This window comes from Cupriavidus sp. 05L411 (assembly GCF_056398045.1).
Map to the genome: position 1 here is coordinate 48,115 of NZ_JBFTOQ010000041.1, position 15,018 is coordinate 63,132.

17 protein-coding genes and 1 pseudogene are annotated in these 15,018 nt (G+C 66.1%); 9 read left to right on the plus strand and 9 right to left on the minus strand.

The genetic code is table 11. The annotated features are described in order from the left end of the window. Positions 1–2: 2 nt before the first annotated feature. On the minus strand, positions 3–473 hold the full coding sequence (locus tag AC1DQR_RS32035) for an Lrp/AsnC family transcriptional regulator (RefSeq protein ID WP_477134439.1): 471 nt from the start codon (positions 471–473) through the stop codon (positions 3–5). A 162-nt stretch (positions 474–635) separates the two neighbouring features. Between AC1DQR_RS32035 and AC1DQR_RS32040 the strand changes: the two genes are divergently transcribed. Further along, the gene (locus AC1DQR_RS32040; protein WP_416047641.1) at positions 636–1,547 is read left to right on the plus strand and encodes a DMT family transporter; all 912 of its coding nucleotides are present in this window, start codon (positions 636–638) and stop codon (positions 1,545–1,547) included. A gap of 141 nt (positions 1,548–1,688) precedes the next feature. Then, positions 1,689–2,063 (plus strand): hypothetical protein, encoded by a 375-nt coding sequence (locus AC1DQR_RS32045; protein WP_477134440.1) that lies wholly within the window; start codon positions 1,689–1,691, stop codon positions 2,061–2,063. A gap of 51 nt (positions 2,064–2,114) precedes the next feature. Here AC1DQR_RS32045 and AC1DQR_RS32050 read toward each other — a convergent pair whose 3' ends face one another. Further along, on the minus strand, positions 2,115–3,146 hold the full coding sequence (locus AC1DQR_RS32050) for a DUF6352 family protein (RefSeq protein WP_477134441.1): 1,032 nt from the start codon (positions 3,144–3,146) through the stop codon (positions 2,115–2,117). A gap of 302 nt (positions 3,147–3,448) precedes the next feature. On the opposite strand from AC1DQR_RS32050, the gene AC1DQR_RS32055 reads away from it, so the two are divergent. The 4 genes from AC1DQR_RS32055 (at position 3,449) to AC1DQR_RS32070 (ending at position 6,369) form a co-directional block, all read left to right on the plus strand. Then, a complete protein-coding gene (locus AC1DQR_RS32055; RefSeq protein WP_477134442.1) occupies positions 3,449–3,979 on the plus strand; it encodes an AvrD family protein in 531 nt (176 codons plus the stop codon). A 1-nt stretch (position 3,980) separates the two neighbouring features. Continuing rightward, the gene (locus AC1DQR_RS32060) at positions 3,981–4,736 is read left to right on the plus strand and encodes an ATP/GTP-binding protein (protein ID WP_416047638.1); all 756 of its coding nucleotides are present in this window, start codon (positions 3,981–3,983) and stop codon (positions 4,734–4,736) included. 83 nt (positions 4,737–4,819) lie between these two features. Further along, complete coding sequence (locus AC1DQR_RS32065) at positions 4,820–5,395, plus strand: flavodoxin family protein (protein WP_416047637.1); 576 nt, start codon at positions 4,820–4,822, stop codon at positions 5,393–5,395. A gap of 221 nt (positions 5,396–5,616) precedes the next feature. Continuing rightward, entirely contained in the window at positions 5,617–6,369 is a 753-nt protein-coding gene (locus AC1DQR_RS32070) for a helix-turn-helix transcriptional regulator (RefSeq protein WP_416047636.1), read from the plus strand. 16 nt (positions 6,370–6,385) lie between these two features. Here AC1DQR_RS32070 and AC1DQR_RS32075 read toward each other — a convergent pair whose 3' ends face one another. Next, positions 6,386–7,612 (minus strand): aminotransferase-like domain-containing protein, encoded by a 1,227-nt coding sequence (locus tag AC1DQR_RS32075; protein ID WP_477134443.1) that lies wholly within the window; start codon positions 7,610–7,612, stop codon positions 6,386–6,388. A gap of 34 nt (positions 7,613–7,646) precedes the next feature. Beyond that, on the minus strand, positions 7,647–8,603 hold the full coding sequence (locus AC1DQR_RS32080) for a Bug family tripartite tricarboxylate transporter substrate binding protein (protein ID WP_477134447.1): 957 nt from the start codon (positions 8,601–8,603) through the stop codon (positions 7,647–7,649). 263 nt (positions 8,604–8,866) lie between these two features. Between AC1DQR_RS32080 and AC1DQR_RS32085 the strand changes: the two genes are divergently transcribed. Both AC1DQR_RS32085 and AC1DQR_RS32090 read left to right on the plus strand, forming a co-directional pair. Continuing rightward, the gene (locus AC1DQR_RS32085) at positions 8,867–9,796 is read left to right on the plus strand and encodes a LysR substrate-binding domain-containing protein (protein WP_477134444.1); all 930 of its coding nucleotides are present in this window, start codon (positions 8,867–8,869) and stop codon (positions 9,794–9,796) included. A gap of 117 nt (positions 9,797–9,913) precedes the next feature. Next, on the plus strand, positions 9,914–10,144 hold the full coding sequence (locus AC1DQR_RS32090; RefSeq protein WP_150993073.1) for a hypothetical protein: 231 nt from the start codon (positions 9,914–9,916) through the stop codon (positions 10,142–10,144). Between the two features lie 183 nt (positions 10,145–10,327). Here the strand turns inward: AC1DQR_RS32090 and AC1DQR_RS32095 are convergent, their stop codons facing one another. The 3 genes from AC1DQR_RS32095 to AC1DQR_RS32105 form a co-directional block, all read right to left on the minus strand. Beyond that, positions 10,328–10,747 carry a carboxymuconolactone decarboxylase family protein gene (locus AC1DQR_RS32095; protein ID WP_183034478.1) on the minus strand — a complete coding sequence of 140 codons (420 nt, stop codon included), beginning with the start codon at positions 10,745–10,747 and terminating at the stop codon, positions 10,328–10,330. Between the two features lie 79 nt (positions 10,748–10,826). Continuing rightward, positions 10,827–12,389, minus strand: coding sequence for a M20/M25/M40 family metallo-hydrolase (locus tag AC1DQR_RS32100; protein ID WP_477134445.1), 1,563 nt, complete (start codon positions 12,387–12,389; stop codon positions 10,827–10,829). 250 nt (positions 12,390–12,639) lie between these two features. Next, positions 12,640–12,801 (minus strand): hypothetical protein, encoded by a 162-nt coding sequence (locus tag AC1DQR_RS32105; protein ID WP_416047631.1) that lies wholly within the window; start codon positions 12,799–12,801, stop codon positions 12,640–12,642. Between the two features lie 274 nt (positions 12,802–13,075). Between AC1DQR_RS32105 and AC1DQR_RS32110 the strand changes: the two genes are divergently transcribed. Continuing rightward, positions 13,076–13,513, plus strand: a complete 438-nt coding sequence (locus AC1DQR_RS32110) for a universal stress protein (RefSeq protein WP_416047630.1) — start codon at positions 13,076–13,078, stop codon at positions 13,511–13,513. Between the two features lie 30 nt (positions 13,514–13,543). Here the strand turns inward: AC1DQR_RS32110 and AC1DQR_RS32115 are convergent, their stop codons facing one another. Next, entirely contained in the window at positions 13,544–14,605 is a 1,062-nt protein-coding gene (locus AC1DQR_RS32115) for a serine/threonine protein kinase (RefSeq protein WP_416047629.1), read from the minus strand. A 33-nt stretch (positions 14,606–14,638) separates the two neighbouring features. Beyond that, positions 14,639–15,018: pseudogene (locus AC1DQR_RS32120) on the minus strand (DEAD/DEAH box helicase); the annotation flags it as partial.

Below are 15,018 nucleotides of genomic sequence, written 5' to 3' on the forward strand. Positions count from 1 at the left end.
CATCAGCCCAGCGGCAACGCCGTGCTGTACAGGACCTGCTTGAGCGCAAAGCTGGAGCGGATGCTGGACACACCGGGAATGCGCGTGATCTGGTCGATGATCAGCCGCTCCAGCGCTTCCACATCGGCCACCACCACGCGCAGCAGATAGTCCGCATCGCCCGACATCAGGTAGCACTCCATCACCTGCGGCAGGGTGGTGATGCGCCGCTCGAAGGCATCCAGGGTTTCGCGGCGCTGCTTGTCCAGCGAGATCTGGATAAACACCACCACCTTSAGSCCGAGCCGGCGCGCGTCCAGCAGCGTGACMYKGCGCGMGATCACGCCCKGTTTYTCCAGYTGCTTGACCCGCGCCAGGCAGGGCGAAGGTGACAGGCTGACGCGGCTGGCCAGTTCCACGTTGGTCAGGCTGGCGTCTCGCTGCAGCTCGTTGAGAATCCGGATATCCGTGGCGTCCAGGTCAATGTCCAGCACGTTGCACTCCTATTTTTTAATATGACAGCATTCTATGCCGCAACGGCACGCATTTGCAGCCACCTTCGGTTTTTGCTGCGGCGCAATAAACCGTAGACTTTCCAGCATCCCCCTCCCAGCTCGTGGCGGCGGGACAACCTGGTCAAAGAGTCGAGTCGAAGCATGCAAGCACAACAAGGATGGCGCCGGTTTATTCCCCTCGCCTGCGCCGTGGCAATCTGGGGCGGCAACTGGCCGGTCATGAAGCTGGGCCTGACCCACGTCAGCCCGCTCTGGTTTGCCGCCGCGCGCTTCGTCTCGGCCGCCGCCATCAGCTTCCTGGTGCTAGGTGCATTTCGCCGGCTGCGCCTGCCCACGCGGCAGGAATGGCCGCTGGTGATCGGCGTGGGCCTGCTGCAGATGGCGGCCTTCACCGCGCTGGCGCTGTGGGCGCTGCAGTACGTGCCGCCGGGGCGGGCCTCGGTGATCGCCTATGCCACCTCGGTGTGGGTGATTCCGCTGTCGTCGCTGGTGCTCAAGGAGCGGCTGTCGCGCCCGCAGTGGATCGCCACCGGCCTGAGCTATGCCGGCATCGCGCTGATGATCGCCCCGGCCGTGCGGGACTGGCAGTTGCATACCGCCGTGGGCCTGGTGATGCTGCTCGGCGCGTCGCTGGCCTGGTCGCTCAGCATCATCCAGCTGCGCGCCAACCGCACGGTGCGCCTGGGCGCGGACATGATCCCGTGGGAAACCGCCGTGGCCTCGGTGCCGCTGGTGGTGCTGGCACTGCTGCGTGACGGCGCGCCCCACTTCCTCTCGATGCCGGAGATCTGGCCGCTGCTGTTCTACACCGGGCCGCTGGCCACCGCGCTGACCTTTATCGTGGTTCTGAACATGACGCAGGCCTTGCCGCCTGCAGCCACCTCGATCGCCATGCTGTGCGTGCCGCTGATCGGGCTGGTGGTCTCGGCGGTGGCGTTCCAGGAGCGGATCTCGGCGGATCTGTCAGCCGGGCTGGCGTTGATCGCGCTGGGGGTGGCAACGTCGGCGCTGGCGCCGTGGCTGGGACGGCGGCTGCAGTGGCGCGGCGCCTGAAGCTTTTCGCCATGCCACAGGTAGGGATATTCTGGAAAACAAGCATCAAGCGTTACAAGAAGACACAGTTGTATTACCCCGCTAATACCTGACATCGGCGCGCCGGCTTACAGTGGAGCCAATCACTAACCGGAGCCACCCGTGCGGAAATTTGCCACCCTTTGCGTCATTGCTGCTGTTGCAGGACTTGCTTCCAGCGCTGCATCCGCGCGCGTGGATGTGGACATCGGCATCGGCGTGCCCGGCCCGGTGTTTGTCGCGCCGGCTCCCGTCTACCAGCCAGCCCCCGTGTACCGGGCCGCGCCAGTCTATGAACCGGCCCCGGTGTATGTGCAGCCCCAGCCCGTGGTAGTGACAGGCCCTGGTTACTATGGCCCTGGCTACTACGGCCCCGGTATGCGCGAGCGCGCCTGGCGCGAACGCGAATGGCGTGAACGCGAGTGGCGTGAACGCGATCGGCGCGAGCGTGATTGGCACGAACACGACCATGACCGCGACCGCGAATGGCGCCGTTGATGGCGCGGACTTGGCTCCTCCTGCTGGTCGTGGTGTTCCTGCGGCCAGCGGCTATGAGATCGAGGCCAGAGGCAGGTTCAGCAGCAGATTCTGCGGCTTCACCTTGAGGATCCCGGCCTCGTTCATCGCTGCCGCCAGGTAGACGGGCCGGCCAGCCACATCCGGGCGCACCACGGATGGATCGGCAAAATCCAGCCGGAACAGCGACAAGATGCGCCGCTGCCGCTGCGGCTCCAGTTCCACGCCGCGATACAGGTCATTGAGCAACAGCGTGGCCTGCGCGTCCAGCCCGATATGCCAGGCCCACTGCCGGTCCTCGATCGCGGAGAGCGGCATCACCGTCACCTCCACCCTGAAGAAATGCCGCACCCAACGCGCGAGCACGCGGCTGAACGCCGCTAGCGCCGCGCTGCCGCTGGCGAAGCGGATCACCGTGTCGTGGCGTTCGCTGCGTCCCCAGTAAGCCTGCGCGTTATCGCGATCCAGCACATCCAGGTCCACCTTGCGCGCCGGGACCTGCGCTTCGGCCAGCAAGCGGCCTAGCTCGCCGTAGACACTGCCCGACGCGTGCAGCTCGACGGTGTCGGCATCGGCCAGCATCACCCCGCCTTCTTGCAGCGACACCTTCTGTGCGCGGGAGAACAGCTCCGCGGCGCGCCACTCCATCGGATCCGGCTTGTCACTGTCATGCAGGATGCCGTGCACGATCAGGTGCGCGAGCTGGTCGATAAAGACCGGTGGCACGCTGACGTTGCCCTCGCGGAAAATATCCAGATAGGCCGCCTCGATGGTCGGCGCGGCAAGCAGGCGCTCGCGCATGGCCAGCACCACGGCGTAGTTGTCGCGGGCATCGGGGTCCTGCAGGGCGGCGAGCTCGCTGGCTGGCACAGCCCGCCGTGGCTCGGCGATCAACGCCGCATGCAGCGCTCGCTCGGCGTCGCACGATTCGTCCACCGGCGCCACCTCCGGGCGGCGCCACCACATCCGCAGCAGGTGGTCGCCGGCCAGCAACTGGCCGTCGCCGTCGCGCGCAGCGGGGTCGAAGCCGGAATGGGGCCAGCGGGCGGGAGTGGATTCAACCATGGTGGGTTAGCAAACAAGGGGAGCCTCAGTATCCCATAGGCCGCGGCAGCGAGCCCCTTGCGCCTGGGCAGAAGGGATCCAGCTTCCTGGCGCGCGGCGATTGCGCGGCTCGCTTGGGAGAACCCGCACAGACCGCACTTGATTGCCGAGCGCAATACTCCGACCAGAGTATGTACGCTGCAAACCGCCCGCGCAGATACTTTCCCTCCTGCACAATTCACGGGGCCGAACCATGCACTTCAGCGCCAGGGCTGACGCCAATCGCGCACGGCAACACCCGTCCCAGCGCAATGGAACTGGCGGTGACCCTGACCCACAATGGGCAGCCGCGCAACAATGCGACACACTTCGACAACACCGGAATGCTCGAACACGATGCGCCGCAATCGGTAGCCGGCAGGCTGGCCATCGGCGGCGTCTACGGGATCGATCTGCACCATCTCATGCTCAGTCCCGACGACGGCCATGCCATCGCGGAGACCATCTTCAGTGCCCCTACCTCCGTCTACCGAACGCTTTCCAATGTGGAGTTCGTATTGGCTTGCGCCCAGATGGCGCAAGCCGTCATCTACCAGAAAGACAGGATTTCACGAACCCGGAGCAATACGCTCTGGATGCGGGATTTCATTATCAGCACCGCTGTGCCCTGCAAGGTCCGCCGCCAGCAATTGATCGAGCTGCACACGTTGAGCCACAAGCGCAGGCGCGCGGATGGATGCGATTGGTCCGTCTTCCGGTTCCTATGCCAGCTTGGCGCAATGACCGCCACCTTCACGTTCGCCCACCACCTCCCCGCGACGGAAGAAGATGCCCTGCCAGCGAGCAGGGACTGACATGCGCATCGTGATCTCCGGCACTTACTCCACCGGCAAGTCGACCACGACCGATGCCCTGGGTTACCTGACCGGCATGCCTCGCACCAATGCCCGCACCATGCGCGAAATCATGCCGGAAGCGCTACCGGGCAAGGTGCTTGAGCAGTGCAGCATTCCCGAACTGATGGAACTCTGCCTGTGGCGGTTCAAGGAGCGTGTCGTGTCCGAGCACCTGTGTGGAGACACCTACATTTCGGACGGCTCCTGCCTACACGAGTGGATATATGCCCGAGGCCGCCTGATCGCGGGGATCAATCCCGCCAATGGGCCAGTAACCCGTGGCCTGCGCAAGCTACTGGGCTTGCGCTATCGCCCCACGCATGAACACATCTTTGAGCGACTCATGCACGCGGTGGAGGCGCACGCCCGCGCCTCGTATGAGGAGGTGATCCACCTGCCGATCGAGTTCCCGATGACCGACGACGGCCATCGCCCCGTCTCGGAGGCGTTTCGCCGCATGACGGAGCGCATGTTGCTGGAGAGGTTGCAGGCGCTTGGCATTCCCTGCCGCGTGGTGGGCGGATCGATCGAACAGAGACTCGCGCAAATTACAGCGCTCTATGGATGGCCGCACCTATGCAGCATCCCCGACGCGATCGCCATGGCCCGCGCCAACGCGGCACGCATCGAACAGGAGAGCAACGCCCGACACCAGTCGTTCCGGGAAGGCATGAGCTGGCGCCATCGCCTGGCGCGCGGATTAAGCACCTTGTAAAGCGTTCACAACGCCCAGCGGGCCGAGGCCGAGTCTTCTGCCTTCCAATTTCCTACCGCCAACAACGCAAAAAGGAGTTCCCCATGCCCAGGATTGCCATCGTCTATCAAAGTAACGCAGGCCACACCGCCGTGCTCGCCCATGCGGTCCAAGTGGGCGCGCAGTCGATCGCCAATACAACCACAAGCCTCATTCCTGTCTCTGAGGTGAACGGCCGCTGGAGCGAACTAGACCAGGCCGACGCAATCATCTTTGGCGCCCCCACGTTCATGGGGAACGTCCCTGCCGACTTCAAGCGATTCATGGATGACTCCTCCGTCGTCTGGGCGTCGCAGGGCTGGCGTAACAAGCTTGCAGCCGGGTTCACTTGCTCGGCATGCTGGAGCGGGGACAAGCTGAACACCCTGATGCAAATGACGATCTTTGCCGCGCAACACGCCATGATCTGGGTACCGCTGGGTACGATGCCCGGCTATCACACCAGCCAGGGAACCCCGCGAGATCTGAACCGGGTCGGCGGCTTCCTGGGCGCCATGGCCCAGGCCAATGCGGACGAATCGTCCGATCTCGCTCCGCCGCAATGCGATCGCGATACAGCGCAGGCACTGGGCAAGCAAGTCGCTGAAGTTGCCACCCGGTTCATCTACGGCACGCGCTGACTGAGCGGGGTCAATTTTGAGAATTATCCGCTTGACCCGAGGACATGCCCGGTCGATGATTTCCGGGTGCTTCGGCGCCAGCACCAGCGGTTGGTGGCATGCGCCTCCACAACGATCGGCGGACACGACACATCGCTCACCCGGCGCGCGCTCCGTCCCTACCCATCCAACCCACCGTGCGCAACCAATGCGCAAGGGCAGGTGCTTAAGGAGCGACAACGATGGACATGCATGCGTCTGCGCTTCATGTGAAAGCACCTTCCAGCCGTGGCCGGGAGGTTCAGCAGTCCATGCGGTCCGCCGCGATTGCGGATCCGGATAGCTTCCTGCACTGGTCACGAACCTGGCTCAATGAACTGATCCCGCACCAGATGTCCACATTCGGCCTGACCACCAAACATACCTTGGGGGTCAGGCCACTCGAAACGTTCACCTTTCGCGTGCCGGAGGCCTACCTGCAACAGGTTACGCGTAGCCCCGGCATAGGCTGCCCGGTTTTTTCGCACTGGATCCTGGCGCGCACTCCTCAGTTTTTCTGCCCGGACATGGCCGGCGAGAACGTCGCATTGGCGTCGTTATTCAAGCAATACGCGCTTGGCAATCTTTTTCTCCACGGACACGTCGATGCGGACCGCGGGCTGGCGTCTTATTTCGCGCTGTTCGGCGTGGATACGGCGCGCCGCGCTCACCACGAGCACCATGCCGAGGCGGTTGCCCTCGGGGTCCACGAAGCGCTCGTCAAGATCCACCACGTGAGAGCGAATGGCAATCCTGCGAGCGCGGCCGTACGATCCCTCACCAAAGCAGAGCAAGCGGTCTTCCATTGGCTCCGCCAAGGCAAGACCAACTGGGAAATCGCACGCATCCTCAACAAGAGCGAGTGGACGGTAAAGACCCAGGTTCAGCACATCCTGCGCAAACTGGATGCCAGGAACCGGCAGGTGGCGATATCCCGCCAAGAGGCTGTTTCATGAAGCGAAGCGGTTCTGGCTAGCCGCCCTGGCTGGACATTACCGCCCGCAGCAAACGCGCCACGCCTTCCACGATCTGCGCATCGGACGCGGTGGCGAACGATAGCCGCAGCGCGGCCGAGCGCTGCCCGTCCACGCCAAAACTGGCGCCCGGCACATACATCACGCGCGCCGAGATGGCGTGCGGCAACAGGCTGGCCGCGTCAGCCACGCCGTCGATCTCGCACCACAGGAACATGCCGCCTTGCGGGGTTTCGCAGCGCAGCGCGGGACCGAACGCATCGGCCAGGGCCTGCACCATCAGGTCGCGCTTGTGGCGGTAAAGGTCGACGATGCGCGCGGTCTGGCGGGGCAGCAGGCCGTCCGCCAGGCAGCTTGCCATGGCGAGCTGCAGCCATGGCGAGGTACACAGATCGCAGACTTGCTTGGCGATCACCGCGCGCCGCAGGATTTCGGCGGGCCCGGCCATCCAGCCCAGGCGCAGCCCGGGCGCCATGGTCTTGGAGAAGCTGCCGAGATAGATCACCCACGGTGTCAGCGCGGGATCCTGCGCGGCCAGCGACAGCAGCGACGGCAGCGGCTCGCCGTCAAAGCGCAGGCTGCCGTAGGGATCGTCTTCCACCACCACGATGCGGTGCTGCGCGGCGAGCGCGAGCACGGCACGGCGGCGCGCCAGCGCCAGCGTGCGCCCGCTCGGATTGGCGAAGGTGGGCACCAGGTAGAGCAGGCGCGGCCGTTCGGCGTCGGGGCAATCCGCCAGCATGGTGGCAAGGGCCTGCACGCACAGCCCATCCTGGTCGGAAGGGATGGCGCGCACGGTGGCGCCGGCGAGCCGCAGCGCCTGCACGGCGGCCGGATAGGTCGGCGTTTCCACCCACACCGGCGTGCCCGGCGCGACAAAGGCCTGCACCAGCAGGTCGAAGCCTTGCTGCGAGCCCGAAGTCACTACGACCTGCTCCGGCGGCAACGGCGCGCCGCGCTCCGCCATCAGCGCGGACAATGCCTGGCGCAGCGCGGGCATGCCCTCGGTCGGCCCGTACTGCAGGCATTGCGCGGGATTGGTGGCCATGGCCTTGGACGCGGCATCCTGCAGCGCGGTGGCATCGAAGCTGGCCGGCGACGGGTAGCCACCCGCGAACGAGATCATGTCCGGCAGGCTCATGTAGGGAAACAGCTCGCGGATGGGCGAGCCTTGCGGCTCCCGCATGGCCGGTGCGAACGTGTACGGATGGACTGGCGTGCTCATGAGAGGCTCGGTGTGGGATCAGTCGATCGGTCGGTCAGTCGACGGTGGCGCCGGAGAGCTTGACGATCTCGCCCCACTTGCGGCGATCGTTGCGGACCAGTTCGGCGAACGCTTCCGGCGAGTTCGGCGCCAGCTCAGCGCCCTGCTCGCGCAGCTTGGCCTGGATGGCGGGATCGCTGGTGGCGCGTGCCAGGTCGCGGCTGATCTTCTGCGCAATCGCGGCGGGCAGGCCCTTGGGCGCAAACAGGCCGAACCACGGGCTGGCGTCGAAGCCTTCGACCGGCCCGGCCGCTGCCACTGTGGGCACATTGGGCAACGCCGCCGAACGGGCTGCGGAGGTAACCGCCAGCGCCTTGAGCTTGCCGGCACGGACGAACTGGATCGATGCGGGCAAGTTATCGAACATCACGTCGACGCTGCCGCCCATCAGGTCGGCCAGCGCCGGGCTGCTGCCCTTGTAGGCAACGTGGCTCATCTGCGTGCCGGTCATGCGCTGGAACAGCTCACCCGCCAGATGGGTCGACGTGCCGTTGCCGGCCGAGGCCATGTTGACCTTGGCGGGATTGGCCTTGAGGTAGGCGATGAACTCCGCCAGCGTGGTCACGCGGGCGCGTTCGGCAAACGCCGGCGAGATCACCACGACATTGGGCACCTTGGCCACGAGCGAAACGGGCACGAAGTCCGCCGCGGCGTCGTAGGGCAGCTTCTTGTACAGCGTGGGATTGATGCCGAACTCGCCGACCGAGCCCATCAGCAGCGTATAGCCATCCGCCGGCGACTTGGCCGCCACGCCGGTGCCAACGATGCCGCCGGCGCCAGGACGATTGTCCACCAGCACTGGCTGCTTCCACATCACGGTGAGCTGGTCGCCGATCATGCGCGCCACCATGTCGGTGGTGCCGCCGGCCGGATACGGCACGATGATGCGGACCGGCTTGTTAGGGAAGTCGTCCGCACTGGCCGTGGCCGCGGTCACGGCCAGCAAACCCATTGAAATGCCGCAATGGCCGATGATGCGAAGCAGTCGATTCATGCCGGTCTCCTCGTTTCCTTATTGGTTGTGATGTCCCGTCTCTGGTCTCTTGGGGGGCGGGGAACGCCGGAAGGCCTATAGGCAACATTCCGGGAGTTCGGCATTTTTAGTCATCAACTTTTTTACATCAAGCGAGATTTACGCATAGGATGATGACTTGCATGCATCAACCTGGAACACCAGCGCGATGCCCAAGTCAACCGCCCCTTGCCACTCGCCCCATGAGCGCCTCCCGCATTCCCAGCCTCAGCAGCCTGCGCGCCTTCGAAGCCGCGGCCCGCCACCAGAACCTGCGCCGGGCCGCGGCGGAACTCTGCCTGAGCGAGAGCGCCGTCTCGCGCCAGATCGCCACACTGGAAAGCCAGCTCGGCGTGGCGCTGTTCCACCGCGCCAACCAGCGCGTCAGCCTGACGCCGGCCGGATCGCTCTACGGCTATCAGGTACGGGAAAGCCTGCAAAAGCTGCAGCGCGACACGCTGGACATCATGGCGCACGAGGGCGCGGGCGGCATCRTGGAACTGGCCTGCGTGCCGACCCTGGCCGTGGAATGGCTGATCCCCCGCTTGCCCGCGTTCTATGCGCAACATCCGCAGGTGGTGGTCAACTTCAGCGCACAGGCGGATGTATTCCTGTTCGACGGCACGCCGTACGACGCCGCCATCCACTACGGCGAAGCCAACTATCCGGGCGGCCGCGCCGACCCGCTGTTCGATGAAGAATCGGTACCGATCTGCCATCCGGAGCTGTTTGCCGGCGAGGGGCCGGTCAGCGCCCAGCGGATCGCGCAGGCGCCCTTGCTGCACCTGTCGACGCGCCGGCTGGACTGGAAGAACTGGATGGAAGCGGCCGGCGTGGGCGACGTCAACGCCATGCGCGGCACGCGCTATGACCACCACAGCATGGTGATCAGCGCCGCCCGCGCCAAACTGGGCGTGGGCCTGGTGCCGCGCTTCCTGGTGGAGGAGTACCTGGCGCTGGGCCTGCTGGTGATGCCGGTGGCGCAGGCCATGCGTTCGCAGCGCGCCTACTACCTGGTGGCGCCGGACTCGCGACCAATGAGCGATGCGATGTCGCGCCTGCGGACCTGGCTGCTGACGGCGGCGCAGGATTTTGCAGCGCGGCAGGCCCCGAGGCTTGCACAGGACGCTTAGTCAAAAAATTTGAATATCGAATACGATACAAGGACCCGCATCGATCCCGTACCAGATCTATCCTTTGTCACATGGAGACGGAACATGTTCTCCCAATTTCAACAAGGCAGATAGATCATGAGAATTACCACAGCCCGCCTGTTCCTCGCTGCCGCCATCGCCGGCACCGCCCTGCTCTCCCTGAACTCCGCCTTTGCCGCGGACGCCCGCGGCACCCATGCCGGCGACAACTACGGCTACGTGCACCGCTCGGCCGACGCTTACACCGATGGCGCGCGCAAGGTCGACGCGTTCAGCGACGGCGCCCGCACGGTCAAGCACGACTATCCGTTCGGTTTCTCCGTGTGAGCATCCTGCAAGCGCCGCCTAGAAAGCACAGACTGCACAGATAGCAGGAACGCATCATGACCGTCAAAGACACCGCCCTGATCCTCGCCGGATGGATCGCCGCCTGCCTGGGCAGCGGCTACCTCGTGACGTTCGCCGCGCAGGCGCTGCAGCGTTAGGGATGACACGCTTGCTACCGCCCGCTCAGCCCTTCACGTTGGCGGCCTCCAGCACTTCGGCCAGCTTGCGCCCCGCGTCCAGCGCCGCCGGAAAGCCACAGTACACTGCGCTGTGCACCACCAGTTCACGCAATTCCTGCGGCGTCACGCCATTGGCCAGGGCGCCTCGGAGATGGCCGGTCAGTTCCTGCGGCCGGTTGAGCGCGATCAGCATCGATACCGTGGCCAGGCTGCGCTGCTTGCGGTCCAGGCCGTCCCGCGTCCACACCGTGCCCCAGGCGAACTCCGTCACCAGTTGCTGCAGGCCGACATCGCCCTGCTGTTGCGCGGCGTCGAACGCGCGCTGCACGTATTGTTCGCCCATGACTTCCGAACGTACCTGCCGGCCGGCTTCGAAGGCCGGCGTTTGCGCGTAGGCGGCGGGATCTTGCCTGGCTTGCGTCATCTTGCTATCTCCTGTGATGGCATGGGTCGGGCAGGCACGCCGCGTCCTGGCGGATGCGCGGCGCCTGCGGCGTTGCGCCTTACTTGAACGGTGTCTGCAGGATGCCCATCACGGTACGGATGCCATCGCGGTAGTTGCCCAGCCGCATGTTCTCGTCGTAGCTGTGCTGATTATTGTCCGCATTGACCAGCGGCACGATCACGAACGGCGCCTGCAGCGCCTGCACCGCCGCGCCGGTCGGCACGGTGCCGCCCATCATGCGGATCTGCACCGGCGCCTTGCCGTAGGCCTGCTGCATGGCCTGCGTGAGCCACCGGCTGATCGGCGCCGAGAGGTCCGTGCGCGCGGCGGAGCTAGAGGCCGAGACCTCGCCCGCGGTGACCGAGGCAAGCTTGGGAAAACGCGCGCGTTCGTCGTCGGTGGGCTCGCCCTTGACCAGGTGGTAGCCCTGTTTTTCCACGTGCTGCCTGACGAGGGCGAACAGGGATTGCGGGCTGGTCTCCGGCACGGTGCGGATGTCGATATCGGCCACCGCCACTTCCGGAATGATGGTGCGGGCCTTCTCGCCCACGTCGCCGGCGGCCATGCCGCGCACGTTCAGGGTGGGGTACTGCATGGCCTCCTGGTAGTTGGCGCCAACGCGCTCGGCGCGCGCGATGCCCAGGCGGCGGCGCAGCGCGGCTTCGTCGTCGGGCACGGCGGCCATGATGCGGCGCGCGCGTTCATCGATCTTTACCGGCTTGTAGTAACCGGCAATGGTGACGCGGCCGTCGTCGTCCTTCATGGTGGCGAGCAGGTTCGCCAGCCGCTGCGCGGGGTTGGCGGCATAGTTGCCGTAGTGGCCGCTGTGCAGGCCCTGGCTGGCGCCGAACACCTTGATCTGTACCAGCAGCACGCCGCGGTTGCCGAAGATCAACGTGGGCTGGTTGCTCTGGTGCATGGGGCCATCGAAGATCACCATGCCGTCATTGCGCAGCAGCGCCAGGTTGTCCGCGATCACCTTGCCCAGCGACGGCGAGCCCTTCTCCTCCTCGGAATCCAACAGCACCTTGATATCAACCGCAGGGTCCACCCCGGCGGCCTTGAGTGCATCCATGGCGGCGAGGAACATCACGATGGGGCCCTTGTCGTCCGACGACGAACGCCCGAACACGCGCCACTCGGGATCGACCTGGCCGGCATAGAGTTTGTCCAGCGGCAGTGTTTCCCACTTGCCATCGGCGCTGCGCGCCTTGAGCGTAGCCTCCCACGGGCTGGGCTGCGCCCATTGCGACGGCGTCACCGACTGGCCATCGAAATGCATGTAGAACAGCACGGTCTTGCGCGGGCCAGCGCTTTGCTGCGTGCTGGCGGGATACTCGGCGTAGACCATCGGCTTGCCGTTATTGGGCAGCTCGCGCGCCTGGAAGCCACGCCGGGCGAAGGCCTTTACCAGCCAGTCCGCGTTCTTCTGGATATCCGCCGGTACGGTGGCGTCGTTGGGCAGCGCCAGCAATTCGACCCATTCGCGGTAACTGCGCGCCGCGGCCTGGTCGGCCTGCTGCTGTAGCTGCACGCCATCGAGCGTGGCGGCGTGCGCGCCAGCGGCCAGCAGCAGGGCGCCGAGGGCGCTGCACACGGTCGCGCGGACAGCGCTGCGCAAGGGGGACTGGAAGATGCGGGAATGGGTATGCAGAGGGGCGCAATGCGGCGCGCTGCCAGTCGCGCGGGCACAGGAACGTAGTCTCATGGCTCTTGTTGGATAGGAAAGTACATGGCGACAGATACGGCGGGCGGGCCGCAAGACAGCCGCGCGGCCCGCACCCGGCAGTCTGAACCGCTACATGCAACTTGTCCACGCACGGCGCCCCTGGCGGCGCGGCTTCATCGGGCCCGGCAGCGCGCAGGCACCTTCAGGGGCCCTGCTCGTCGGGCGACTGCGAAAAGCCCTCCTCGCGGCGCGCAATGGCACTGGCCAGCCCGAATTCCATGACAAAAAGCAGGATCAGCGCGAGCATGGCCAGCGCGCCGATCGCCAACCGATAGTAGATCCACATGGCGGCAAGCCGGAACATCCGACAGAGTTGTCCTATCTGCAGCGTAGATTTCCCCACGTCAAAAAGGCGCTGAGATGCCACGGCACGGTGCAAAAAAACCGTCAAAACGGGAAAACGGAAGGCTCTCGGAAGGCTCGTGGAAGGCGCCGGCGATTGCGCGCGACTTGATCTGGATCCAGGCAAGGTTGCCCGCAGGGTGCCATCATGACCGTAGTGACCGCCCCCGAGCCACCCCGGCGGGGGGGCCGCCATGCCGACAACGAGATCACAGCCATTACAGGAGATAGCCGCCATGACCAACATCGTGCTCGCCACCGACGGTTCGCCCTTTTCCGACGCAGCCGCCCGCTTCATCGCCGAAGGCAAACTGCTGCAAAGCGGCTTTACCGTGCATGTGGTCCATGTGACGCCCGATGTCACAGGACAGGTGCGCGCCTTCGTCAGCAAGGAAACCATCGATGCCTGGCATCAGGAAGAAAGCGGTAAGGCCATGCAGTCCGTGGCCGACATCCTCGGCGCCGCGGGCATCGCCTTCGAGCAACACGCGCTGCACGGCTTTGCGCCGGAGCGCATCGTCGCCTACGCCACCAGCGTGGACGCACGCGGCATCGTCATGGGCACGCACGGCCGCGGCTCGTTCTTCGATGCGGTGATTGGTTCGGTGGCGGGACGGGTGCTGGCGCACGCCCCGTGCCCGGTCGTCCTGGTCAAGGCCCCGGGCAAGAAGTAAGGCAGCCGGCCTGGGCTGGCCGGCGCCGGGTCAGACCGGCCAGAGCGGCGGCTCGTCCATCAGCGCGACCTGCTCGCGCAGCTCGAGGATGCGGTCCTGCCAGTAGCGGGCAGTCCCAAACCACGGGAATGCCGCCGGAAAGGCCGGATCGCGCCAGCGGCTGGCCAGCCAGGCGCTGTAATGCAGCAGGCGCAGCGTGCGCAGCGCCTCGATCAGGTAAAGCTCACGCGGCTGGAATTCCGCGAAATCCTCATAGCCGGCCAGGATGTCGGCCATCTGGCCCTGCTGGGCGGCGCGGTCGCCTTCCAGCAGCATCCACAGATCCTGCACCGCCGGCCCCATGCGGCTATCGTCGAAGTCGACAAAGTGGGGCCCGGGCGGGCGCGAACCCGCATGCGACGCCTCGATCCACAGCACATTGCCGCGATGGCAATCGCCATGCAGCCGCAACTGCGCGACATCGCCCGCGCGCTCGAAGCAGCGGCGAGCGCCATCCACGGCGAGATCGGCAACCGCCTGCCAGGCCGGGCGCAGTTCCAGGGGAATGCAGTCTTGCGCCAGCAGCCAGTCGCGCGGGGCCACCCCGAAGGTGTCCACGTCGATAGTGGGGCGCGCCTGGTAAGGATGGGTGGCGCCGAGCGCATGGATGCGGCCGATGAAACGGCCGAGCCAGGTCAGCGTATCGGCACGATCCAGCTCCGGCTCGCGCCCGCCGCAGCGGGGAAACACCGCGAAGCGAAAACCCGCGTGCGCCAGCAGCGTGGCGCCGTCGCGCGCGATGGCCGGCACCGCCGGAATCTCGGCGTCGGCCAGTTGCCGCACGAAAGCATGCTCTTCCAGGATGGCGGCGTCGCTCCAGCGGCCRGGGCGGTAGAACTTGACCACCACGGGCGCGCTGCCTTCGATCCCCACCTGCCAGACCCGGTTCTCATAGCTATTGAGCGCCAGCAGGCGGCCATCCGGCTCGAAACCGGCGGCCTCCATCGCATCCAGCATCAGGTCCGGCGTGAGGCTGGCGTAGGGCACGCCATCGCCATCGGCGGGCGTGCCGCCGTCGCCAGGCACCTGAAGGTCAAACCCTGAACTGGACATTGCGCGTGGCCGCCGTTGGGGAACGTTGTGGAGTTAACGCGTGGGCTTGGCGCGCTGGCCGCCCAGCAGCGCGGCTTGCGGCGCCGGACGGCGGCCGCGTGCCGCCGGATCCTGTCCGGTGCGCGGCTGCGCGACATGGGTATTGGCACCGGCGCGGTTGCCGTTGACATCGCCATTGCGATCGCGGTTGCCATTGCCAGCGGCCCGGTTGCCGTTAGCCTCGCCAGTGCGGTTGCCATTGGCCTGACCGTTACGCGGGTTGCCTTGCCCGGCCGAAGCCGGCCGGCCGCTGCCCTGCGCGGGGCGCTGGCCCGGTGCCTGTGGCGCGCGGCGCTGGCCTTGCCCATCGGCCGCGGCCGGAGCCTGGCTGCGGCCTTGCGGCGCGCGTGCCGGACGTTGCTGGCGCTCGGCAG

What these genes read in the sequence shown, in the direction of transcription:
- AC1DQR_RS32040 (WP_416047641.1), top strand. Translation starts at nt 636, where the DNA reads ATGCAAGCACAACAAGGATGGCGCCGGTTTATTCCCCTCGCCTGCGCC.
- AC1DQR_RS32050 (WP_477134441.1), bottom strand. Translation starts at nt 3,146, where the DNA reads ATGGTTGAATCCACTCCCGCCCGCTGGCCCCATTCCGGCTTCGACCCC.
- AC1DQR_RS32060 (WP_416047638.1), top strand. Translation starts at nt 3,981, where the DNA reads ATGCGCATCGTGATCTCCGGCACTTACTCCACCGGCAAGTCGACCACG.
- AC1DQR_RS32065 (WP_416047637.1), top strand. Translation starts at nt 4,820, where the DNA reads ATGCCCAGGATTGCCATCGTCTATCAAAGTAACGCAGGCCACACCGCC.
- AC1DQR_RS32070 (WP_416047636.1), top strand. Translation starts at nt 5,617, where the DNA reads ATGGACATGCATGCGTCTGCGCTTCATGTGAAAGCACCTTCCAGCCGT.
- AC1DQR_RS32075 (WP_477134443.1), bottom strand. Translation starts at nt 7,612, where the DNA reads ATGAGCACGCCAGTCCATCCGTACACGTTCGCACCGGCCATGCGGGAG.
- AC1DQR_RS32080 (WP_477134447.1), bottom strand. Translation starts at nt 8,603, where the DNA reads ATGGGTTTGCTGGCCGTGACCGCGGCCACGGCCAGTGCGGACGACTTC.
- AC1DQR_RS32090 (WP_150993073.1), top strand. Translation starts at nt 9,914, where the DNA reads ATGAGAATTACCACAGCCCGCCTGTTCCTCGCTGCCGCCATCGCCGGC.
- AC1DQR_RS32095 (WP_183034478.1), bottom strand. Translation starts at nt 10,747, where the DNA reads ATGACGCAAGCCAGGCAAGATCCCGCCGCCTACGCGCAAACGCCGGCC.
- AC1DQR_RS32105 (WP_416047631.1), bottom strand. Translation starts at nt 12,801, where the DNA reads ATGTTCCGGCTTGCCGCCATGTGGATCTACTATCGGTTGGCGATCGGC.
- AC1DQR_RS32110 (WP_416047630.1), top strand. Translation starts at nt 13,076, where the DNA reads ATGACCAACATCGTGCTCGCCACCGACGGTTCGCCCTTTTCCGACGCA.